Raw genomic sequence first — 19,854 nt, 5'->3', positions numbered from 1 at the left:
TGTCGGCGGCTAGCGCAAGGCTGCTTGATTCAACGGTCGACTTTTCAGGGGAGCTGTTGCTCCTTGTTTTGAGCTAACCAATCAATGGCCGAGAGTAAAGTCACACTATCGGCGGGGCCTTCAAGTTTTATTGTTCTACCCGTCATGTTGTCTTTAATTATCAAAGTGGGAGTTGCGGTGATTCCAGCTCTGCTTGCATCTTTTGCTTGTTGGATAATGTTCATGGCGATCTGTTTGTCATTCACCGCACAGGCCATCAGGCCTAGGTGATCAATTCCGTCGACATCCAGATGATCAGTGAACCCCTGACCGTTGCTGCCGGTGCGTTCAAAGATCTGGTCGATGGTTTGCCAGAAGGCAGTTGCACCACCTAGCTTTCCGGCGCATTCAGAGAGCCTTGCCTCATTTACCGCTGCCGCACCGTGGAAAGCCAGTGGCAGATGGTGCCACTGTAGGTTTACGTCCTTTCGTTGCAAGACCCATGCCTTCAGTCTCGGCGTATATGTCTTGCAGTAGGGGCATTCCAGGTCGGCAAACTCTGTCACAGTCCAACGCGCATCGGGTGAGCCGTATAGCCAAGGCCCTGTGTGTATAGGTGTTTTTATCTCGTTTAGAACAAGGGTAAGACTGGCCAGCGAGAGGCCTGCAAAAAAACAACCTAGAATAATCCAGCGTTTGCGCAGGCGTGTCATGCCCGAGCCTCCGCTGACTTCGATGAGAGAAGCGCTTGTTTTCGCAAGGCCTCAAGAAGCGCGCTCTCAGCGCTCTTGGGTTGCGGGTGCTTCCTAAGCCAGTCGGCTAGCACCGTTTGAAGCTGGGACTCGACGTCACGACGATCCACCGCTCGTATCACGACCTGTTGAAGTTGCTCTATCAATACTGGGGCGCACACTTCAAGGGTGTGAAGGGTTTCCTCTCCCGGCTGTTCAAGTAGGTGGATCAGACTTTCAATCAGGTTCTGGGTCAGGGAATCTAATGCTCTCATGCTTGGCGCTCCAAGGCCGTGGCTTGCTCGGGGAAATTGATGATTTTCGGTTCGATACCGCGATGACGGTCCAGCGCCGCTGCGACCTCAATGGCGGCATCAAGTTCGTTGCAGCCTTTGGCTTGCATGATGTCGAAGCGTTGTTTTTTCTCCTCTGGCTCTGTCATGGCCAGGGCCAGGTATAAACTGGGGGGCACCGCCCGGAACAACATTTCCATGCTTTTGGATAGCACCACGCCTTCGGTGAATTTCCCGCTTTCTTTGCGCGCTGACAGCATCATCGACTTCTGTGCTGGGGTCAGTTCACGAAAACGGGCGATCTTTTCCACTTCATCCGGCGGCATGTTCAAGCACATCCACCACTCGATCATATTCAGCAAAGCCGATGCCTCGGGTGGAACATCGTCGACGTTCTGGGTCGCCATCCAAAACCAGGCGCCGAGCTTTCGCCACATCTTGGTGATCTTGACGGAGTAGGGCGACAGCAGTGGCACCTTCAACTGAATGTGGCCTTCGTCGGTGAAGAAGATCAGGGGGCGGCCTTTGAATTGATCCCGCTCTGCGATGTTGTTGACGCTGTTTAGCAATGAGATATAGGCGATGGCCATCTGTGCGCTGTAGCCTTCTCGGGCATACGTGGCCAGGTCCACAATGGTGATGTCAGCTTCAGGCCATGGCGTACCAGGGCGGTTGAACATCTCGCCTTCAGTACCCATGCAGAACATTGACAATGCTTCCGCCATTTCCTGGAAACGTGAGCTTCGAGCAGCTGGGATACCCGGCTCTTGCCCCATCTCTCGCAGTGCCTCACGGATGTCTTCGGGAAGCACAATGCGTTGTTCCGCTACACATTTCTGTGCTGCATTGAGAATGCATTGGCGGATGGCGCTTCGATCTGCTCGGGTAAGGCGCGCATCTTCTTTTTCTTCCCCGCCAGTGATCATCAGCCTGGCTGTAATCTCCATTTCACCCAGGATGTCGCGTTGTTCATCCTCGGTCTGGCTGGCCAGGTGTTGATCAGAGGCTTCAAGATCATCAGCCTGCAGAACTTTCACGTTTTGGTCTGGTTCGATAAGTTTCACTGCATCCGCGAAGGGCGCCAGGCTGACGCCTGAGCCGGGGGCCAGCCGAACGCGGTTAACTGTCAGATCCAGCTTCCTGGCGAAATCACCGAGCAAGCCAAAGCTATTGCCGGCTTCCACGATGAACAGGCGAGGCCGATAGATGGCAATTACCTGACTGAGGATGTTCGTCGCGGTCGCCGATTTTCCCGACCCTGTCGGACCGAAGATGAAAAGGTGCGCGTTCATCTGACGGTCCAGCTTGTTCAGTGGATCGAAGGTAATTGGTGCTCCCCCACGGTTAAACAGTGTGATACCTGGATGTCCGGTTCCGGTCGACCTTCCCCAGACAGGGGCCAGGTTCGCAATATGCTGAGCGAACATCAGTTGCGCGTACCATTCCAATGCCCTTCGCGCGTTGGGGTCGAAGTTGCCAGGCAGCCATCTTAGGTATGAGTTGAGCGGTGCAACTTCATCCCGAGGTTCCACGGGCTCCATGCCTGCGCCTAGTAATGCACTGCTGAGTTGCAAACTGCGTTCCTGTAACTGCGCGTCGTCTTTCCCTCGCAAGTAAAACGCTACGCTACCTCGGTAAAGCTTGTGCTTACGGCCAAGCAATTGGCGGGCTGTGGCGACATCCTCGCGCGTCAGGATCGACGCTTGGGTATCTCCGACGGCCTTGCGTGAGAGCTGTTCCAGATGCCCTTCGAGGATGTCCTGCGGTGTGATGACGAGGGTGATACAGAGAGTGGTGTCCTCTGGCATTTTGTCGAACAGCGCATTAAGTGCATCGCCGCCCTTGCGGGTTTCGCCTGTTAGATGTCCAGTCTTTGGAGCTTCGCGCAGACGATCGAGCATCACCACGCGGTGGGGAAGACCGTCGAAATACCACAGGCCTTTTTCGATGTCCGACAGCGGTTCGCGGTAACACAGGTTTTGCGAAAAGTCTGTACCGCTGGCTAGCGGTAAATCACCTTCCTCCGAGGAAGGGGCCTGTTTGCATACCAGTTCATAGAAGCGTCGAATATCAGCATCGGCTGGGCCAAGATGATCTGGGCGTGGGTTGAACCAATGAATTAACCAGTGGCGGATGGCGTGGCCATCCATACGATGGGTTTTTATGCCTGCGTTCGCCAAGCCCCCCACCAAGCGATCGCAGATGATTTTCAGGTAAGGGCCAGGGGCTTGACCGCGAACGTCCGCCTGCGCGCCCTGGGTGCGTCGGTACACCACTAGACGGACTCGCCGTTGCTGGCCCCTCCAAGGCAATTGGCTGACCTTGGTATCTTCAAACAGCCCGCCAGGCTTGGAAATAGCTTCCAGGTGCTGCTTCATCAACTGCAAATAAAGCTCGGTGAAGGCACTCTCCTGCGCGCGAGGCTGAATGTAATCGTGCAACTGCTGCAGGTAGTCATCCCAACTGGTTTCATCCTGGGCGTACAACTGAACGACCCATGGGGAGGTTTCAAGTTCGTCAAACGAATCCTGCAGCGCGTTTTCCAGAGCATCCCGGGCTTTGCGCAACCATTCGGGATCTCGACCTTCAGTGCCAATTGGAATCAGCTCGAAAAAAGCAGCGCGAGAGACGCCGTCTTCCAGCAGCATCGCTTTTTCCCCCGGCAGGTAGTCTACCCAGGGCAGAAGGTCCACGAACGACGGGTTGACGTCATACAAGCGGTCGACGTCAGCAGTTGTAGCTGGCTTTTTCTGGGGATTACGCCAATCGCTCGGTGATGGAATGCCCATGGCTGCGAGGCGCTCGTGATAACGCTCAGTCGCAGCCTCAAAAGTCACGCTTGCTGATGGCTGCGCGTCGATAGACTCGGTCCCACTGGCTGAGAGGTCAGGTTCGACGCGGTCGGATGTCCGCCGTGCTTTGAGTCGTTCAAAAAGGCCCATCAATATGCCTCCGTGCGTTCACCGGGCATGGCGTACTGAACGCGCTGATACAGCGGAAATACCGTGGTGTAGCCTGGGATTGGAGCTGGATCAGAGCCCGCCAGGTGAGGAAACACGTACATCACCAGGTCCGGATTGGGCAGGCGCTTAAACTGGCTGTAGATCTCGTTTTGAGCAGTGCGCGTAAATTTTGCATTTTCGTCCAGTTCCGCCTGATTTGTTTGCAACGGTCTACGCAGGTCTTGGCGGGCATCGAGCAATTGGCGGCTACTTGCGCTGCTTGAACCACTGGATCCCTGATTCCACACGTCCATCATATTGCTGTCGCCGTGGGGGAGCAGTTCGTCCTTGCTGGTGGCGCAGCCAGACCCGAGCAGTGCGATCACCAGGTAGGTGCCAATTTTCAAGGCGTGGTTAGTCAAGCGCAGTCGATGCATGACGGGCTCCTGAGCGATAGTCGACCTTTCGGCCATTGAGTTCGTAGTCGATGGTCAGCTGTTGGTCCAGGTGTACGGCGATCTTGGCGCCTGGCTGCACGTACACCGCAGCGAAGGCTTGCCCGTAGAGTTTGTTTACCCAACTGGAGACATCATTGACGCCCTGGCCAATGATTTTGCCCATGGCCTCACTGCCTGAACCGCCGACAGAACCGATGGTTCCGGACTGCGGGTTTATAAACGAGCTGCTGTTGCCATCTGATTTAATCAGGGAGGCCGCACCGGCGCCGGCCGCAGTGATGAGTACCTGGGATCCGATGTATTGCGAGGCGTTGCTTTTACGATCACCACTGATGCAGGGAATGCCATAGGCATCGCTTATCCAGCCCAGTCCACCCTGGATAGTTGTCTGGTTGCCACTGTTCTGGTTGTTACTGTTTTGATTGCCGTTCGCTTCTTCCTGCGGCTGTGGCAACGTGCGAACAGTGCCATCATTGAAAACAAAGGTCAGACTTTTGATCTGTCCGCGTACGCAGGATAGGGTCCAATCACCTGATGCTGTTCCACTGGCCACCGCGCCGGCGACGTCGGGCAGGTCGATCCCGTTAGCCGTGAGATTGTCTGGTCCGATTAGGACCTTGAACGGGTAGGGGTCATTGACCGTGCCGTCTATAGGAACCCGGCCTATCAGCGCGGACATGGCCACTGAGCCCATCAATGTCGAGTTCTGCGGCAGTGTGTAGACTTTGCGCACTTGTTTGCGCGCCTCCTGCGGCGAAATTTCGTTGGTGACGGTTTGGGCACCCGTGCGAAGTGCATTTTGACCCCGGTCCATGGACTCGCCAAAGGAAGTCGGGAAGTTGAACCCACTGGCTGTTTGATTTGAGCCGGCAGCGATAGGTTTGCCGTTGATGTCGACGGGAGTCGCATCCTGCGGCTCTATCCATACAACGTCCGGCCCGGGGGCGTCTTTGAACGTTTGACCATCCCCTGGCTGAACGCCGAAGCCGATTGGCAAATCAGATCCAGACTGATTGCCACTGCCTGATTTGCTGCTCAGGGTGTTGTATTGCTGCTGCAGCGTGTCCAGGATTGTTTGGCTCTGTTGTTGAGACTCTTGCTTCAACGTTTGCTGAACGCTTTGCAGTTTGCTGTCGACGTTGAGGTCGATGGACTGCAGGCGCTTTTGCAGCTCTATGTTCTGTTGTTTGAGCTCATCATTGGTCTTCAGTGCATTGGAGACCTGGTCCTTGAGCTGTCGGCTTTCCGCAACAATAGTGCGCAATGTGTCGCTGGGTGTATCTCCGTCAACCCCAAGCTTTTTAGCCTCTTCCGTGCTAAGTACAACCGTGTCCGGTGCATGAACCTGTTGATCGGTACTTCCGCGATTGAATGATTTGACCACTACGTATATCGCCAGGATCGCGAACGGTATGATCAGGTATTTAACAAGTGGATTACTCTTCACGACGACCTCCCTTCGGATCGATCTGGCTGACGGCCGCCGGTAACAACGATTCGGCTAAACCATGGCCAAGGGTCACCAGATAGACCGTTGTGGTATCGCTGGCATCACCCTTGGCGCCCAGGTACGGATGCTGGAAGGTAGCGCTTACAAAATCGCCCATCAGATCCCGAGGGTCCAAGCTAAGGTGCTGAGCGCTCGTGTTGCGCAGCTTCACCGCTGTCACCCAGTAATCGTCCAGTCGCCACGATCCCAGAGCAGACGCTTCGACCGTAAACGTCGGCAGGAGCGTGGTGAGGTCTACACCTCGCTTGAAATTCACCTGGGCAATGCCTTCCACCGGTTCCACAGTGCGCAGAGGGGCGTACAACATCTGGGCGGCATATCGTGTGAGGACCACTGGCAATGGCGTTTCTCGGCGCGGCGCCGGTGTGGCTTCCTCTACTTCCTGTGTGGTGGCTTGTACCGTGGGAGCCCAAGCGTGGCTGCTCGTAGGTTTGGAGTTGACCTGCCCGTATCGTGTTGAAGGGCTCTCGCCAGCAACAATTTTTGCCGGCTCGAATGCATCCTGATTTGGTTGCCCGGTGGTTGCGATGATATCCACGAGCATAATCTCGCCGGAGCTCATGTTCTGCAGCTGCAAGCGGCTTGGTTCAATGGGCTCTTTAGCCAACAAATAGAGGGCGCCGCCGGTGCTCTGTACGCGCAGCTTGTCGACCAGGTTACGAGGCACACCCACTCGAACATTCTGGTCGACAAAGACAATGCGTTCCTGGCCGACGATCAAGGGAAGTGCCAACGGAATTCGGTCCCAACGAAGGATTTCAACCGCGTTGGCCATCCCGAAGAGGTTGAGTGTGAGCAATCCGATAATCAGCAAGTAGCGCCGCATCATTTGCCTCCTGCCTTATTTTGCTCGACAGAGACTTCAATGCGTTGAGGGTTTCCGCTGTAGCAGTCCCAAGCCAGGCCGAAGGGGTTCTTTTCGGGATCGATATCCGAGCGAATGATGTGCAGGGGGTAGCGGGCCAGTGCTCTTTTCACTCGCTCGCCACCGTAATGCTCATCGGCAGTGATATCCAGGTTGACGGTCCAGTCGTTGATGCTGTTCTGCTCGATATGTTGCTCTGACTTATCGTCGATACCTCTTCCCGGAATCTCAAAAACACCACGTTCACGTTTACGCAGCTCGCCGCTGTTGCGACGTAGCTCGAAATCCTTCTGCAGATAAGCTTTGCAGCTAGGCGTCAGGTAACCACCCAGACGGGTGATGTTGTCCTGGTAGTCGACTTCACCGTCCACAGGCCAGCGGTTCATCTGCTGGAATATGTACAGTCCGAATGCATACACAGACTCTGGAGGAATATCCCACCACTGACGTGTACTACCCGAACGAAGGTCTGGCGGCACATGGATGGTCAAGTCGCGCGGTGCGCTCTGCCAGCCATAGGCCATGTAGATCCCCAGGATGATTAGCAGACCTATCACCAGGCGCAGGCTGTTGATATGTGCTAGTTGTGCATCAACTTTTTTACGATAAGTCATTGAACCCCCGTTCTTCGGCAGGTCCATGCACCAGTACGTGTGATTAGGTGGACTTTGTTCCAGGTCGGAAAATATCGTGCGATGCTCAACTGCATCTGGCGGTACAGCCATGTGTCAGGTCGACCGCGCTTCCAGCGGCGCAAGAAACGGCTGGCAAGCGTGAGCCCGAGAACCGCACAAAGCATGGCTGCGGCGATGATCAGCGCCCATATCTGGGTAAGTATCGCCACCGCAATGCCGAGGATCAGCCCGGCTGCGATACTGATCCCCAGTGTTGCCCACATCTCATCAGCGGTTAGACCGCCCATGATGACAGGCTGATTGTTCAGCCGCACTGGAAGGAATATCAGGGTTCCATCGTCAGAGAGTTCTGTCATGGCCTAGGCTCGTTAAAGAATATTGGTAGCCTTGGTGACCAGGAAAATGGCGACACCCAGGATGGCGACACCCACAGCGGCTGTTGCACCGAGGTCCATCCATTTCTTTTTGCCGTGCTGGATTTCGTGGTAGGTGCCAAAGGCGTGCCAGGCGACCCCAATGAAAATGACGGCGCAGACAATGAGACCGAGCAGAGAAAATCCGTCGAAGGCGTAGTTCTGCATCGTCTGCATCAAGTTGGAGCCTTCACCGCGAGTGGGGGGTTGAGACTGGGGCAGTGCCGCCATGGCCAACTGTGGAAGCGTAAGAATGCCGATCAGCAAGCGGCGTGGCCGTAGGCGCGAGGTCATGATGAATCTCCGATAAAGTCAACTGAGAACAAACGTGGTCAAAATCATGCAAAGCAGCAAGATGCGAACAACCGAGGTGGAAGCGATCGTGCGGTCAAGGTTTCCGGTGGCCCATCCTCGGTAGCAGCTCCAGAGAGCCCACGCCCCCCACAAAAAGATGATGGCCACCGCAAAGCCCACGAAGAACAGGTTGCTTGACGAAGCAGGGAACCCTGCAGCCGCCTGGAAGGCAGACGCTTGAGCGCCGCTCATGCTCATGGCTTGCGTCCTTGCTTTGTGTATTGGCCCGACAACTCCACTGTGTCCCGAGGCTGGGCTCGGCTTGGAGTGAGGTAATCCTCCAGTCCGTGTCGGATACGAGCGATATCGCCCGCCAGACGCTGGTAGTCGAAGAAGAAGCGCTTGCCCGGTTCGTCGCCCACTTGAGCGCTCCGGCGTGCAGTGTCCTCAAGGGCATTCAACTGACGGATCATCACATCCAGATTGGCCTGTTCGGATGCGGAGGCAGCTGCTGCACTGGAGACATGCAGGCAGCATCCAAAAAGTCCGATGAGGGCTGGCAAAGCAAATCGGTGAGTGAGTGCAGTGCTGCGCGGGAACTGGATCACGGCTGGGCTCTGGTAATTCCTGGTGCCATCAGCTTGCCGTTTTCATCAAGGCGCGCGCCGCAAGAAAACCATATTCAGGTCTTGATTGATTTCTTCAGACAGCCATCTTCCAGCTATCCGCTTTGGATCTGGCGCTTAAAGAACAGGAGGTAACCAGTAGGCAATGCAATGCCATAGGCCCAGCTTTGAGCGTTGTGATTGCCGATCTTTATCTCACCTCTGAACACCGGCTGGACGTTGATCAGTTCCCAGCCTTCGCTGCCTAATAGAGCGAGGCGGTGCTGACGCTCCGGATCATTTAGAAAGCTCTGAATGTCGGGTTCAGCCGTGGGCTCTACCGACTTGAACATCAAGAGGTTTTTGGTCAGAACGATGTACTGAAGCGGGGAGAACTCGGTGTGATACTCAAACGTCTGACGAATCATGGCGACCTCCTCAAGATATTGCGATTCCAGCCGCGGGGCTCAATTAGTTCTTTCGCTCGAACTCTTTAAAGATGACCGCGCATCCACATACTGCTGCATGATGGACAACACCATTGAGTTCAGCGCCAAGATCTTCATTGCTCGCGTAACCGCCACGTAGAGCAAATTTAACTCGTCATCTCGACGTCCCTGATCAATATCGGGCGAGAGCGGGTCAGCGCTGAAATCGTCATACAGGCTGACGAAGTCCCATTCCAGCCCCTTGGCCTTATGCCCTGTGGTTAGTGTGATTGTGGCATCCAATTCGTTATCGACTGATCGAGCGCGCAGTGTATGGATCCGCTGAGGCAGATCTGGGTAGGCCGCAATAATTTTGATCGAGCGCAGCATCTCGTTGTCCTGGCTTACCTCGGCAATTTCCACGAACTGTGAAAAGTCCCGATAGTCCCGCAAAAGCTTACGGTTCTGCACCTCCTGATTGCGGTTACGGCTGAACAGGTACAAATCTTCCAGGTCGCGTAGCGAGTAGCTGTCGATACCGCCAACCCAGAAGATTTTAGGGTTGCTCGCTACCAAAAATAGAGCGTTCTCAATAACGCCGGTCACGGTGCGATGGATAAAAGTCCGGTGCGGTAGATCTTCTGGCAACGCCCGTTTAACAAGAGTGTTGGAACCCAACCCCTGCAGTTTTCGGGTCTCCCCCTTGTAGAAGAGAATAATGTTGGCCACATGTGCGACCGCTGGACCGAAGCGAAAGCTCTGGGTTAGGTAATGACATTCAGCACCGACCATCCATTCGCTGTTGAGCGCATCCTCTGCACCGCGGAAGCGATAGATCTGCTGATGTGGATCGCCGACCGTCACTTTTCGGATCTTTTGAATTTTTACTAGGTCGGCAATAACCGGGTTAACGTCCTGTCCCTCATCTAGAAGGATGGCGTTAAACCGTTCGCTAAGGTCGGGCTTGCTTAGCTGATACAGCTTCAGGTAACCGTCGTGTGTAATCGAAATGCCAGTGTCTTGTAGATCTATCATCCGATTCCAGATGGATTTGGCTACGCCCAGGGCATTGTTGAGAAATCGTTCCTGTGCGCTCGTGAGCATTCGTTGACCTTGGAACCTGGGGAAATGCCAATGGGCTAGCTCGTCATCGGCGCTGGCCATGAAGTTGTTCAGCGTAGTGAGGACGTCCCGAACCAGCTCCCAGTCTTGGGTGTTGATGGCCCTGGCGATGTCAGTCAGGCGTAAGTTATTGGTCTGCTTGGCTGCGTACTGGCTCCCATAAACCGCATAAGCAAGCCCATGTGCTGTTTTGCAAACCACATTGCGAGGGAAGCGTCCCCTAGCTGCGAGCTCGACGGATTTGTTGTAGCAGAGGTACAGCATTTTCACCGAGGCATGATGAGTGGCGTAGCCGACCAGCGTTGTAGTTTTGCCGGTACCGGCGAATGCCTGGACCAGTAGCTTGTCAGCCGTTGAATGGATGATTGGCTGCTGTTCTTGAGTCCACTGCATGGACAGCTCCTAGAGGTATTTTTTGAAGCTTGAGACAGTGATGTTGACGGACACGCCCAACAGCACAGCGCAAGGCAGCAGGATCAAAAGTGGACTGATACTGACGGGGATGGCCAGGTAGATCGTCCAAGGCACGATAGTCAGCGGAATGATCGTCCCTCGAGCTTTGTGATACAGGTAACTTGACTCGCGACCGGAGCCGAATTTTCGTAGGTCACGTCGCACCAGGCCATCGACGAGTCCTGTGAATGCTGCCAGTACGAACAATGGAATCGTCAACGTCAGAATGACCATTCGGACGCAGAACGTCAGCACGGTGTACATCGCAGCTAAGCCGTAGTCTTGGAAGTGGATCATCACCCGACCGAGCTCATAGCGCAGATTGAAAGTGCCAGCTTGCTGCTGCGATGTGGAGCGCGTGTACTGTGTCAGCTCGTTTATGTTCTCCTGCAGACCGCTTTTCACCATCAGCCAGTCGTAAACCGTCTGTGCCAGCCAGGTCGCCGTACGCCCGGGTTCTTTGATGACCACGCTATGCAGCAGATCCTGTGACAGCCAACTCAACTCGTGCTCGAACATGTTTTGAGCGTGTTTCCAGCCGGCATCTGGCCAAAACACGTACATACACAGCCATTCAACGATAATGGCGCCTAGCAGGGAGCCAAACATCACCCCTAAAAAATGAAAAGGGGCCGAGAACAGCATGCCCAGAAAGGTTTTTGGGCCTTCTTGCTGCTGTTGGGCTTTTTCCGCGATATCGGCCATAGCCATGCTCCTCCAGGCTTATGCGACTTTCTCGTCTGCGGCCAATTTGCGGAAATCGTCTAATAGGTCATCTGGTAGCGATTCGCCCAATGATTGATACCCCGGCGCCTGCCACCAGCCATTATTTTCTCCTGCACCTTTCCGCATTTCCTCGGCCAGGGCCTGCAGGTCTTTGGGCATGACTTCATCAGGATCGTTTGCCGGCAGGGGCATACGAATCTTCCAAAGGTTGCCGCCTTCAATCAGGGCGAAGCATTGTCCCTTGGGTAGTGCAACCACGTGCGCCGGTTCGATCATCGGCACACTGACGCTTTGGATCTGGTCGTGGGTGTTGGAGGTGAAGGCGGCTTTGCCATTGATGGCATCGTTAGCACTGCTTGCCGGCGTGCTGGTGAACACCTGAACCTTAGGCAACTGGTTGGTCAACAGCTCTGCAGTTGCGGTTTCACGGACACGCAACATGAACAGATTGTTGAAGTTACCGATGACTTGGCCAGCTTTCGCGCGGTTACCAATCTTGGCCTCGATATCGCTCAAGGTCTGGGTGTAGGCCGTAACCTGCATGCCAGCGCCGCCGCCTTTGTTGATCATCGGAATGAATTCATCGCCCATTAATTCGTTGAATTCGTCCGCGTGTACGTTGATCGCGACCTTACCGGCGGTGGCTCCGGGCAAGCCGTCATCGATGCCGAACTTGTAGATGTGGCCCGCAACTGACACCAGGTCGCTGAACATCGAGTTGCCCACCGCTGCAGCCACCTCTGTATCGGACAAGGCATCCAGACCGACATAGACCACCGCCCGTTTGCGGATGACCTGCATCCAGTCAAAGATTGGTCGTGGGTCCTCAAGGTCCATGTAGTCTGGAGACAGCAGCTCTGCAATGCGCCCCGTGGTCAGTTTTTCCAGCAGTGGTAGCAGGCTGGCCACAATCTTGTCGAAATAGGTTTTGTCATAACGTACCGCTGATCGCAGGCCCTCCATCACAGGATCGGAGATGCGTTGCTGAGTGAGGTACATGTCCAGGGCCACCACGCGCAGCGGTCGGTCCTTCATAGCAAAACTGAGGTTTTTACGATCGATCTTGCCTTCCAATTCAACGATGGTTTGCCAGGCCTTGGGATCATGCTCAGCAAAGTACTTCTGTGCGTACTCGATGAAGAGCGCATCGATGTTGGTCACATGCTTGAGGATCTGCTCATAGTCTGGCCTGCGTCCGAGGGCGACCAAGGCGCGTGCGATAATGTTGACGAAACGCCAGGCGAACTCACGGAATGCGGCCGAGTTTCCTTCTCCTGATAGTTGACCGGCAATCCGGGTCGCCACCTCTGAGATCCGACCAAATCGTCCAACGGCGTTGTAACGAGCGGAGTGGTCGGGCCAGCCCAAATGGAACACGTAAAACTCATCCAGTCGGCCGGCACGCTTGCACTCTATGTACATGCGTTTCAGGAGGTCGGCATCGCCTTTGGGGTCGAAGACAATAACCACCTCGCGATCAAGGTTCATCTCATCAGTTTTATCGACGCTGCGCTGGCTCCGATGAACAGGCTGAACACGGCGACCCATCTGAACGCGCCGGCGGGGCCGCCTGCGGGTGCGCCTGATGTCTTGGGTGATAAACAGTTCGGCCAGGCGGGTTTTGCCCACTCGTGTAGTACCCAACACCAGGGAGTGCCCAACCCGCTCACCCAATGGCAAGCTGACGTCAGCCTCGTTCGGTTCTATGCCGTGTAAGCGCGGTAGGCCACCTACGGGTGGCAGCGGACGTGCTGGATTAAGCGCGACATCCCAAGAGGTGGCCTTGGCCAGAAGCTTGAGTGGGAAGGGGGCGAATTCCAATCGTTCCTCAAGCCGCCTTGCCCAGTTGTAGGTCGAGGTCGGCTCGACGTACTCGGCATATTTGGGGAGGTAAGTGTCCATCAAGCGCTGGGTATGTTTTTGAGTCCAGCGAAAGCCTTTGCCTATAAAAAGCCGCTCGTTGCTGACCGGAATTTCTTTGCTGGTCATGGTGTAGTGGGGGAGGCGCCGGATATTCCGTCGGTAGCGCAATACCATCAGGGCCTGCTTCAGGCGAACAAACCCAAGACCTAAAAAGCCAGTAGCGGCAACCACTCCAAATAAAGGCGTCAGTGCAAATGCCCAGGGCGCGAAAATACAAAGCAGCGCTGCAGCAGCACAAACCCAGACCGTGTAAAGCTCGACGGCAGGACGAAGCAATGACTCGATAGTAAAGGGGCTGGCCATGGTGCGTGCCTTTAAAGCTTATTGAGTTTTAAGGGGAACTGCTCGTCCAGCTCCTGTTTCACCAGTGCTAGCTCATGTTCCGGTATTCGGTCGGCTAGCTTCTCGCGCATAGCGATGGCGTCACCCTGTTCTGTGGACGTCACGCGGCCGCCATAAAGCCAAACCACGTAGGTCACTTGCTCCAAAATCAGCTGGCAAGTTCGCGGATCTTCCGGTTGTCTGATCACCACGGTGAGTGACTGAGGCGGTGGCATCCCTGTCTCCTACTGCTGAATGGCTGTTGCAGTAATGAGCAGTGGGTAGTGTTTGATTCCAAGGCGCTGCGCCAGGTCATTTGACGGCGCTGGGACCATCTGCAGGTCGCCTGCCCATCGTTGTACCTCTGCAAATCGTTCGGCACTGGCCACGTTCACTACCAGGCCTACCGCTTGCAACTGCTGCAGTTGCTCACGGCGTTGAGTCAGCCAGGCTCTGGACATTTCATCGTCACCCACCAGGAAAAGAGGTTGTAGGCCTGGCGCGTTTATAACCCGGCCCTGCTCTTGGCCGGGGACAAGCTGGTCTGAGTGCACGGGAAAAGACCCATGGCCACGTACCCCCATAGTTTCGATTGGTGCGGATTGCGCGGTAGGTTCAGGCGCTAAGTCTTGGTAGTAGGGCAGGGCTGAAACGCCGCCCCGGTCTTCAACTACAATCAACGAGCTTGCGTTCACCATAATTGGGGTGGCCAAGCACAGCAAAAGCACGAAACTCAACAGTCCATTCATGGGTTGTTCGCCATTAGGTTGATGCCGGTGACCCGGCTAAGATGTTTGGCAAATGCGCGGCGGTAGCGGGCAGCGGGTTCGCCGCCGGCCGGGCGGTGGTATCGGCCAGCGGCCGTGATCCAATCTCCGCCTTTGGCTTTTTGCTCGGCCAGGATCTGAGCCGTAACCGAAAGGTTTTTGTAAGGATCCAGTCCTTCGCAGGGGTAGCTGTAACGATGGCCATTGGCACCGATATTGGTTTGCCCTAGACCGACGTCGACCCGATTGGGGCCAGCGGTCTGAATCGCAAGCATCAGTGCCCTGCATGCATCGCTACGGGTCGCAAAGCGGTAGCCGGCACCGGCGACATTTAATGTCCATGGCCAGGGCACGATCTGGCCACGCAGTCGCGTACCGCTCTCCTGCAGTGCGACCGAATAGAGCACCTCGGATGGAACGCCGGCAGGCAACGCAATCAATTGATAGGCCGGTGGTGGGACCTCGGCACTGTTAGCCATTGCCGCGCCAATTAGAAGAAAGCCAGCCAGCGCTGCGCGTACTACTGACGCTGCCATTGCCCATTCACCTCGCGCACCACAGCTGGTAGCTCGCCGCCGAGTCCAAGGCCGAGCCAGCGGCCGGCGTCGTGATTCAGTGTGATTTGGCGGTTGCGCACGTTGGTTGGCTCGATGCCAGCCAGGATGGCCCAACGGCGAATGGTCTCGTCGTCACCTTGGCTACCCACGAAGTACAGATCAAAGGGTTGTTTCTGAGTCTGAAGGTCTTTCACTCGAGCGATACAGGCGGTGCAACTGTCTTGAACAAACACAGCTAATCGCCCTGTGCCTTTCAGAGCAGTGGCGGTGCCAGAGCCCGCCGCAGATGTTGGGCCAGACGATATTTGGATGACTTTTTCATTGGGATAGAGGCGAGCAAAGGCCTGGTCATAAGCTCTTTGGTAGGCAAGCTCTTTATCGATACGCTGTCGCTCGGCCTGCACCTGCAGTTCTGCGTAGCGTCTACGCTCTTCAGCCGATTTGGCTTCGATGCCAAGTGCGGTCAACGGATCCAGTCCTGGTGAATAGATGCCGCGTGGTCCCTCCATAACCGTTCGATAACGGGTCCACTCTTGGGGGGTTAACCCCCACTCGCGGGCGAGTTCTGTCTGGCTGGCACCTTGGGAAGGATTCTGGATGCCGAGCTCGTTGATTTGAGTGTTTGTAGTTGACGTAGCGTGTTCCGGAGCAGCATGGCAACCATAGGCAAAGGCAAGGATAGCCAAGCCTGTAGTGAGCCGCGAGGTGCCCGTGGATCTCTGCTTTTTTGAGATGGCCGTTGGGAAATACATAAAAGAGGTCCTATTGCGCGACGGTTACAGTTTGCGGTGTTCCAGCCACGTCAAAGCGTGCTGACCTGCCGTCCAGTGTGTTGAGGCGCCACTCAGTACCCGCCACGGCGTCACCAGGACGAATTAGATAGATCTGGCTTAACTGTGTGCTGCCTGGCGGTGCTACGGACAAAAAGCGTTCCCCTCCCCGATACTCGATGCCGATAACGGTGAAGGGGGGCGTTTTCGGTGTAACGACGCTGGTACTGGGCTTCTGAGCGGGAGGTGGTTTACGGGTAATGGCTTTCGGTTTGGAGGGAGCCGCAGCAGCCTGCTTGATCTGGGATTGGCTTAGTTCGTGAATACGGCTATCGAGCGTTTCGACGCTGGCCTTGAGCACTACTAGCTCCCCTGCAGACGCGGCATTTAGCGAGAGTTCCTTGGCTGTTTCGGTAGCTTGCTTAGCGTAGGCCTGAGCTGCGTCGATCCGGTTCGACAAGGCCTGCTGACCGGAGCGGAAGTCCTCGTTGGACACCAGGTGCTTGCCGTCTACCGTGTCCAGCCGCTCATCTACTTTGCCCAGCCGAGTCAGCAGTGCATCCAGCGACTCTTTGTCTGCAGTCGCAGCTAAGCTATTGCTGAGCTGGGAAAGTTGATGATGCTCATAGCCCAATATGCCCGCCATAATGACTAGGCAGACACTGAGAATTGCAGTGGTTCGAGTAGGGCGTGGTAGGTTCATGGGCATCCTCGCGCGAAAACGAGGCAACCCTCTCAAACGGGCTCATTTGGCGCAGCAGAAAATAGGTTTCCCAATGAATATGTTTTTCAAAGCTTGCTTGCCAGACTGCAAAAACTCTCCTTAAAAAATGTGGCGATAAAATAGGTTATCACCCTAATCAGCCCTGGAAGGCTCACCATGACGTTTTACATCTCTCCGTCTTACGATTCGTACTATTCCTGCCCAAATGGTCATAACAACAACAGTGGCGCGACCCATCTTGATAACCAGACGTGGACATGCACTGAATGTGGCCAATTGATCAATATCACCATGACCGACTATTCCGGCGTCATGCATATCGTCCAGCGTCATCCTGCAAACACCATCCGCATTGGAAACTACATCGTGTGGGATAGAGGCAATAAGCTCCTGAACATTGGTGAGGTCTACGGCTCCAATGCCCCCACTGGTAAAAAGCAGGCCACGCACTGGAATTTGGTTGTAGAAGGTTACGGCCTTGGAACGGTTCCGGCTAACCAGTACATCAACCGGATCTGACACCCGCCCCCGCGAGGATAGGCCCATGCTCCTATTTGACCCGCTACGCGACTTCTTCCAGCGCCGTCAGATCGTACGCCTCGATGCGTTAGCCGGCGGCGTACAGCTGGTGAACCTGCGCAGCGAATCCCCCCGGGGCAGCTTCGTGTTTCCCGGTACCGACTACCAGGACAACATCGAGGTCGGTGGCCACCCGGTTGGCCACGTCGATTACGGCATCAGTCCGCTGGGCGATCGCGTGTACATCAACATGATCGAAATCGAACGGGCGCAGCGGAGGCAGGGCATCGGCCTGGCAGTGCTATGGCAGCTGTGGCGCACACACCAGGTGCCGATTGTGCCGCTGGATCAGTGCACCTCATCCGATGGTTTCTGGTACCGGGCTCGCCGGCGATTCGCAGCGGCCGACGCCGTGCTCGGTGAGGAGCTGCGCGGCGACGAGCGACAAGACCTGGAAAAGCAACGCTGGCAGCACCTGGTGCCGGAATCTGTAAACGACCGCTCCCACCGTAAATACTGGGAATGGGTCGCCAGTGAGCACGCGGCAGGTCGGCCTGCAGGCCCGGGCATACGATGAAAGAACTCACTCCCCCCAGTCCACCGCCGTGCTGTTGCCGATCGGCGAATGCCCTCTAAGCGCCGGTGAATTCCAGCATTTGGCCAGCGTGCCGGCGGCGGTGGAATGGTGCGCCAATATCGACAACCCACGCCCCCGACGCGCTTATCAACACGACCTGGAAGACTTCTGCGGGTTTGTCGGGCTCACCGGCGCCGATGAGTTCTGCAGTCACCCGCGCGCGTGCTGGCCTGGCGCGCTCAACTGGAAACCTGAGGCCTGGCCGGCGCCACGATCCGGTGCAAACTGGCGGCGTTGGCCAGCCTGTTTGATCATCAAAGGCCGCCTGGAGCATCTGCGAGTCTTGGAGCAGCAATCCAAGAAGTCGTTAATGCCCCATTCGCTCGCGCAGGTAGGCGATTATGGTCTGTTCGTCGGTCGACCGTTTCGGTTTGGGCAGGTGTTTCGGCCAGCGACCATATTCCGCGCCGAAAAATCTTTTCTGTTGGCCTTCGTCCCAACGCAAAATCTCCCGGGAGGCTGATTCCCACCATTCATGACGGCACACTTCGAAGTACGGATGGTTAGGTGCGGCGCTTCCGTAAAGTAGATCACGGCAGACTTTTTTCATGCCTTTGCGTGTATTACGCAGTTTCCACTTGATCCGCAGGCGCTGCCAGGGTGACGGCACAGGTTTGCAGCGCGGCACTTCAGTGCAGAGGGCGGGCAGTTCAGGGTGAAACTGTTCACCATGTCGACTGAAAAAGTGCTTTTGCATAGCATGGAAGAAGCGCTTTTCGGCGAAGTAGTGATAAACGTAGTTTTTCGCTTCCTGAATTGGCTTGTTGCGCATCGCGAATGATAGGGCGATTTGCTCGATAGTATGGATATCGAATGATCCTTGAGTCCACTCGTCGATCAGTCGAATCGACTCTTCGAGCAGCGGCGTATCACTGTCATTGAGACCACACAGACCACTGTTGTACAGCTTGAAACTATTGCTGGCCGAGATACCGTATGCTTCTAGCCGCTGACCGAGCTTTACATAGTCTGGACGTTCGCAGACATAGCTCCAGTCGTATTCGAAGCGGTCCATCACATACCGTCCCGGTTCAATCCGTTCGAAAACACGATGAGGGGATTCCAGAAACAGCGTGTCAGTGTCAACGAACAAGGTTTTTTCGGCCAGTTTTAGCCCTTGCGCAATAGCGCAGGCCTTGCGTCGATGGTGGTAGCCGTTTTTACCTTGCCATTGGATCATGGTCTGATCACTCAGAGCGATGGTGTCAACGGGCCAACCGGCGTAATCCTCCGGGCGATCAGTCATTACCCGAATGCATAGCGACTCGCCTTGTTTGATATGGGTGAGTGCAGTGAGCATGCTGAATTTGGCCTCGAGCCGATAAACAGCCTGATTGCCATAGACGAGATAAAGCAACTGGTGCGATGTTTTTTTCAAGAGGGTAGGCGCAACGCGCATAAGTAGCTCCAGGCAGCAGAGGAAGCAGTTGTCCGTATTACCGTGCTTATAGAGGCTCAGCCCGCACGGCGGCAGGCTTGTGGGTGCAGCTATCTATCTCCTACCTATTCAGGCTCTTGACCCGTACCTGGCGGCTGACGCTTTTTAGGCCAGAACGTGATTAGAAAGAAAATGCAAACAAGCACTATACAAAGGATAAAGACCTTTCCGGTTGCAGGCATCTGCTCAACGTTTTTCCATAAACCTATTAGATAATCCATGTGCTTTTTCCTAGATCAATTCATCATCAGCCGAGGGGGAAGCTCTACCAGTGCGTCCATCGCATGGATGAGACATGCTCCGTGGATAAAATGGATAAGCCCAGCGTCTTGTCCAGCTCTGATAACTACACCGGCAAACAAGTGAGGGTCGCCTGATATGAAAACGGGTGATCCGCTCAAACCATCAATATCATCCACATGACCAAAATCAGTACGCATCGTAATTACCGCGTCAGTAAGCTCCCCTACCAACGGTCCACTGAACGCTGCCAAGTCAGCCACAAATCGCTTTGTATCGTAGTGAAATTCTCTTCGACATTGCGGGTATCCGACAGCCAGAAACACTGAACCATCTTTGAAATCTTCGGCCGGAACCACGAAGGAATTCAAATCAAACGCTCTCATCAGGGCTGGGGGGTTGCTGGCCATTATCTGGCTATCGACTCGCAGCACCTTTAGATCACTGCGCTCTTCGGTATGCGTCCGGGCATCACCCCTTGCGTAACTAAACCGGCTGCCACCT

General features: G+C 55.3%; 24 protein-coding genes and 1 pseudogene. 3 read left to right on the top strand and 22 right to left on the bottom strand.

What is annotated here, in order from left to right:
* Positions 1 to 44: 44 nt before the first annotated feature.
* The 20 genes from H096_RS13955 to H096_RS13860 form a co-directional block, all read right to left on the bottom strand.
* Positions 45 to 692, bottom strand: a complete 648-nt coding sequence (locus H096_RS13955; RefSeq protein ID WP_033899048.1) for a DsbA family protein — start codon at positions 690 to 692, stop codon at positions 45 to 47.
* Positions 689 to 985 (bottom strand): hypothetical protein, encoded by a 297-nt coding sequence (locus tag H096_RS34520; protein ID WP_033899046.1) that lies wholly within the window; start codon positions 983 to 985, stop codon positions 689 to 691. Before H096_RS34520 ends, H096_RS13955 begins: the two co-directional genes overlap by 4 nt.
* The gene (locus tag H096_RS13945; protein ID WP_033899045.1) at positions 982 to 3,945 is read right to left on the bottom strand and encodes a conjugative transfer ATPase; all 2,964 of its coding nucleotides are present in this window, start codon (positions 3,943 to 3,945) and stop codon (positions 982 to 984) included. Before H096_RS13945 ends, H096_RS34520 begins: the two co-directional genes overlap by 4 nt.
* Positions 3,945 to 4,382 carry a TIGR03751 family conjugal transfer lipoprotein gene (locus H096_RS13940; protein ID WP_051422035.1) on the bottom strand — a complete coding sequence of 146 codons (438 nt, stop codon included), beginning with the start codon at positions 4,380 to 4,382 and terminating at the stop codon, positions 3,945 to 3,947. The genes H096_RS13945 and H096_RS13940 overlap by 1 nt, the downstream gene beginning before the upstream one ends.
* A complete protein-coding gene (locus H096_RS13935; protein ID WP_033899041.1) occupies positions 4,360 to 5,850 on the bottom strand; it encodes a TIGR03752 family integrating conjugative element protein in 1,491 nt (496 codons plus the stop codon). Before H096_RS13935 ends, H096_RS13940 begins: the two co-directional genes overlap by 23 nt.
* Entirely contained in the window at positions 5,840 to 6,742 is a 903-nt protein-coding gene (locus tag H096_RS13930; RefSeq protein ID WP_156717477.1) for a TIGR03749 family integrating conjugative element protein, read from the bottom strand. Before H096_RS13930 ends, H096_RS13935 begins: the two co-directional genes overlap by 11 nt.
* Positions 6,739 to 7,392 carry a PFL_4703 family integrating conjugative element protein gene (locus tag H096_RS13925; protein WP_033899038.1) on the bottom strand — a complete coding sequence of 218 codons (654 nt, stop codon included), beginning with the start codon at positions 7,390 to 7,392 and terminating at the stop codon, positions 6,739 to 6,741. The genes H096_RS13930 and H096_RS13925 overlap by 4 nt, the downstream gene beginning before the upstream one ends.
* A complete protein-coding gene (locus tag H096_RS13920; RefSeq protein ID WP_027606826.1) occupies positions 7,389 to 7,769 on the bottom strand; it encodes a TIGR03750 family conjugal transfer protein in 381 nt (126 codons plus the stop codon). Before H096_RS13920 ends, H096_RS13925 begins: the two co-directional genes overlap by 4 nt.
* 12 nt (positions 7,770 to 7,781) lie before the next feature.
* Positions 7,782 to 8,120, bottom strand: coding sequence for a TIGR03745 family integrating conjugative element membrane protein (locus H096_RS13915; RefSeq protein ID WP_027606825.1), 339 nt, complete (start codon positions 8,118 to 8,120; stop codon positions 7,782 to 7,784).
* 18 nt (positions 8,121 to 8,138) lie between these two features.
* Positions 8,139 to 8,378 carry a TIGR03758 family integrating conjugative element protein gene (locus tag H096_RS13910; RefSeq protein WP_027606824.1) on the bottom strand — a complete coding sequence of 80 codons (240 nt, stop codon included), beginning with the start codon at positions 8,376 to 8,378 and terminating at the stop codon, positions 8,139 to 8,141.
* Positions 8,375 to 8,683, bottom strand: coding sequence for an RAQPRD family integrative conjugative element protein (locus tag H096_RS13905; protein WP_241495499.1), 309 nt, complete (start codon positions 8,681 to 8,683; stop codon positions 8,375 to 8,377). The genes H096_RS13910 and H096_RS13905 overlap by 4 nt, the downstream gene beginning before the upstream one ends.
* Before the next feature lie 158 nt (positions 8,684 to 8,841).
* Positions 8,842 to 9,153: a hypothetical protein gene (locus H096_RS13900; protein WP_033899032.1), complete on the bottom strand. Its 312-nt coding sequence runs from the start codon at positions 9,151 to 9,153 to the stop codon at positions 8,842 to 8,844.
* A gap of 39 nt (positions 9,154 to 9,192) precedes the next feature.
* Complete coding sequence (locus H096_RS13895) at positions 9,193 to 10,668, bottom strand: UvrD-helicase domain-containing protein (RefSeq protein WP_033899030.1); 1,476 nt, start codon at positions 10,666 to 10,668, stop codon at positions 9,193 to 9,195.
* A gap of 9 nt (positions 10,669 to 10,677) precedes the next feature.
* Positions 10,678 to 11,433 (bottom strand): TIGR03747 family integrating conjugative element membrane protein, encoded by a 756-nt coding sequence (locus H096_RS13890; RefSeq protein ID WP_033899028.1) that lies wholly within the window; start codon positions 11,431 to 11,433, stop codon positions 10,678 to 10,680.
* Between the two features lie 18 nt (positions 11,434 to 11,451).
* Positions 11,452 to 13,680 (bottom strand): type IV conjugative transfer system coupling protein TraD, encoded by a 2,229-nt coding sequence (gene traD / locus H096_RS13885; RefSeq protein WP_033899020.1) that lies wholly within the window; start codon positions 13,678 to 13,680, stop codon positions 11,452 to 11,454.
* 11 nt (positions 13,681 to 13,691) lie between these two features.
* Positions 13,692 to 13,934 (bottom strand): hypothetical protein, encoded by a 243-nt coding sequence (locus H096_RS13880; protein WP_033899017.1) that lies wholly within the window; start codon positions 13,932 to 13,934, stop codon positions 13,692 to 13,694.
* A 9-nt stretch (positions 13,935 to 13,943) separates the two neighbouring features.
* The gene (locus H096_RS13875) at positions 13,944 to 14,447 is read right to left on the bottom strand and encodes an integrating conjugative element protein (protein WP_033899014.1); all 504 of its coding nucleotides are present in this window, start codon (positions 14,445 to 14,447) and stop codon (positions 13,944 to 13,946) included.
* On the bottom strand, positions 14,444 to 15,001 hold the full coding sequence (locus tag H096_RS13870) for a lytic transglycosylase (RefSeq protein WP_033899010.1): 558 nt from the start codon (positions 14,999 to 15,001) through the stop codon (positions 14,444 to 14,446). Before H096_RS13870 ends, H096_RS13875 begins: the two co-directional genes overlap by 4 nt.
* A complete protein-coding gene (locus H096_RS13865) occupies positions 14,986 to 15,774 on the bottom strand; it encodes a TIGR03759 family integrating conjugative element protein (protein ID WP_051422031.1) in 789 nt (262 codons plus the stop codon). Before H096_RS13865 ends, H096_RS13870 begins: the two co-directional genes overlap by 16 nt.
* Positions 15,775 to 15,784: 10 nt before the next feature.
* A complete protein-coding gene (locus tag H096_RS13860) occupies positions 15,785 to 16,495 on the bottom strand; it encodes a hypothetical protein (RefSeq protein WP_033899006.1) in 711 nt (236 codons plus the stop codon).
* A 177-nt stretch (positions 16,496 to 16,672) separates the two neighbouring features.
* On the opposite strand from H096_RS13860, the gene H096_RS13855 reads away from it, so the two are divergent.
* The 3 genes and pseudogenes from H096_RS13855 to H096_RS34515 form a co-directional block, all read left to right on the top strand.
* Positions 16,673 to 17,035, top strand: coding sequence for a hypothetical protein (locus tag H096_RS13855; protein ID WP_027606813.1), 363 nt, complete (start codon positions 16,673 to 16,675; stop codon positions 17,033 to 17,035).
* A gap of 25 nt (positions 17,036 to 17,060) precedes the next feature.
* Entirely contained in the window at positions 17,061 to 17,612 is a 552-nt protein-coding gene (locus H096_RS13850) for an N-acetyltransferase (protein WP_033899001.1), read from the top strand.
* A gap of 28 nt (positions 17,613 to 17,640) precedes the next feature.
* A pseudogene (locus H096_RS34515) lies at positions 17,641 to 17,927 on the top strand (integrase); the annotation flags it as partial.
* 52 nt (positions 17,928 to 17,979) lie between these two features.
* Here H096_RS34515 and H096_RS13845 read toward each other — a convergent pair.
* The gene (locus H096_RS13845) at positions 17,980 to 19,071 is read right to left on the bottom strand and encodes a hypothetical protein (protein WP_033898998.1); all 1,092 of its coding nucleotides are present in this window, start codon (positions 19,069 to 19,071) and stop codon (positions 17,980 to 17,982) included.
* Between the two features lie 275 nt (positions 19,072 to 19,346).
* Positions 19,347 to 19,854, bottom strand: a 508-nt coding sequence (locus tag H096_RS13840) for a hypothetical protein (protein WP_033898995.1), incomplete at its 5' end; no start/stop codon positions are given.

Source organism: Pseudomonas sp. FH1, from assembly GCF_000510895.2.
In the GTDB taxonomy this organism is placed as follows: domain Bacteria; phylum Pseudomonadota; class Gammaproteobacteria; order Pseudomonadales; family Pseudomonadaceae; genus Aquipseudomonas; species Aquipseudomonas azotoformans_A.
This window is presented reverse-complemented; position numbering and strand designations above follow the sequence as displayed.

Coding starts and splice junctions, on each gene's coding strand:
- H096_RS13955 (WP_033899048.1), bottom strand. CDS start 692: ATGACACGCCTGCGCAAACGCTGGATTATTCTAGGTTGTTTTTTTGCA.
- H096_RS34520 (WP_033899046.1), bottom strand. CDS start 985: ATGAGAGCATTAGATTCCCTGACCCAGAACCTGATTGAAAGTCTGATC.
- H096_RS13945 (WP_033899045.1), bottom strand. CDS start 3,945: ATGGGCCTTTTTGAACGACTCAAAGCACGGCGGACATCCGACCGCGTC.
- H096_RS13940 (WP_051422035.1), bottom strand. CDS start 4,382: ATGCATCGACTGCGCTTGACTAACCACGCCTTGAAAATTGGCACCTAC.
- H096_RS13930 (WP_156717477.1), bottom strand. CDS start 6,742: ATGATGCGGCGCTACTTGCTGATTATCGGATTGCTCACACTCAACCTC.
- H096_RS13925 (WP_033899038.1), bottom strand. CDS start 7,392: ATGACTTATCGTAAAAAAGTTGATGCACAACTAGCACATATCAACAGC.
- H096_RS13920 (WP_027606826.1), bottom strand. CDS start 7,769: ATGACAGAACTCTCTGACGATGGAACCCTGATATTCCTTCCAGTGCGG.
- H096_RS13915 (WP_027606825.1), bottom strand. CDS start 8,120: ATGACCTCGCGCCTACGGCCACGCCGCTTGCTGATCGGCATTCTTACG.
- H096_RS13910 (WP_027606824.1), bottom strand. CDS start 8,378: ATGAGCATGAGCGGCGCTCAAGCGTCTGCCTTCCAGGCGGCTGCAGGG.
- H096_RS13900 (WP_033899032.1), bottom strand. CDS start 9,153: ATGATTCGTCAGACGTTTGAGTATCACACCGAGTTCTCCCCGCTTCAG.
- H096_RS13895 (WP_033899030.1), bottom strand. CDS start 10,668: ATGCAGTGGACTCAAGAACAGCAGCCAATCATCCATTCAACGGCTGAC.
- H096_RS13890 (WP_033899028.1), bottom strand. CDS start 11,433: ATGGCCGATATCGCGGAAAAAGCCCAACAGCAGCAAGAAGGCCCAAAA.
- traD (WP_033899020.1), bottom strand. CDS start 13,680: ATGGCCAGCCCCTTTACTATCGAGTCATTGCTTCGTCCTGCCGTCGAG.
- H096_RS13880 (WP_033899017.1), bottom strand. CDS start 13,934: ATGCCACCGCCTCAGTCACTCACCGTGGTGATCAGACAACCGGAAGAT.
- H096_RS13875 (WP_033899014.1), bottom strand. CDS start 14,447: ATGAATGGACTGTTGAGTTTCGTGCTTTTGCTGTGCTTGGCCACCCCA.
- H096_RS13870 (WP_033899010.1), bottom strand. CDS start 15,001: ATGGCAGCGTCAGTAGTACGCGCAGCGCTGGCTGGCTTTCTTCTAATT.
- H096_RS13865 (WP_051422031.1), bottom strand. CDS start 15,774: ATGTATTTCCCAACGGCCATCTCAAAAAAGCAGAGATCCACGGGCACC.
- H096_RS13860 (WP_033899006.1), bottom strand. CDS start 16,495: ATGAACCTACCACGCCCTACTCGAACCACTGCAATTCTCAGTGTCTGC.
- H096_RS13855 (WP_027606813.1), top strand. CDS start 16,673: ATGACGTTTTACATCTCTCCGTCTTACGATTCGTACTATTCCTGCCCA.
- H096_RS13850 (WP_033899001.1), top strand. CDS start 17,061: ATGCTCCTATTTGACCCGCTACGCGACTTCTTCCAGCGCCGTCAGATC.
- H096_RS13845 (WP_033898998.1), bottom strand. CDS start 19,071: ATGCGCGTTGCGCCTACCCTCTTGAAAAAAACATCGCACCAGTTGCTT.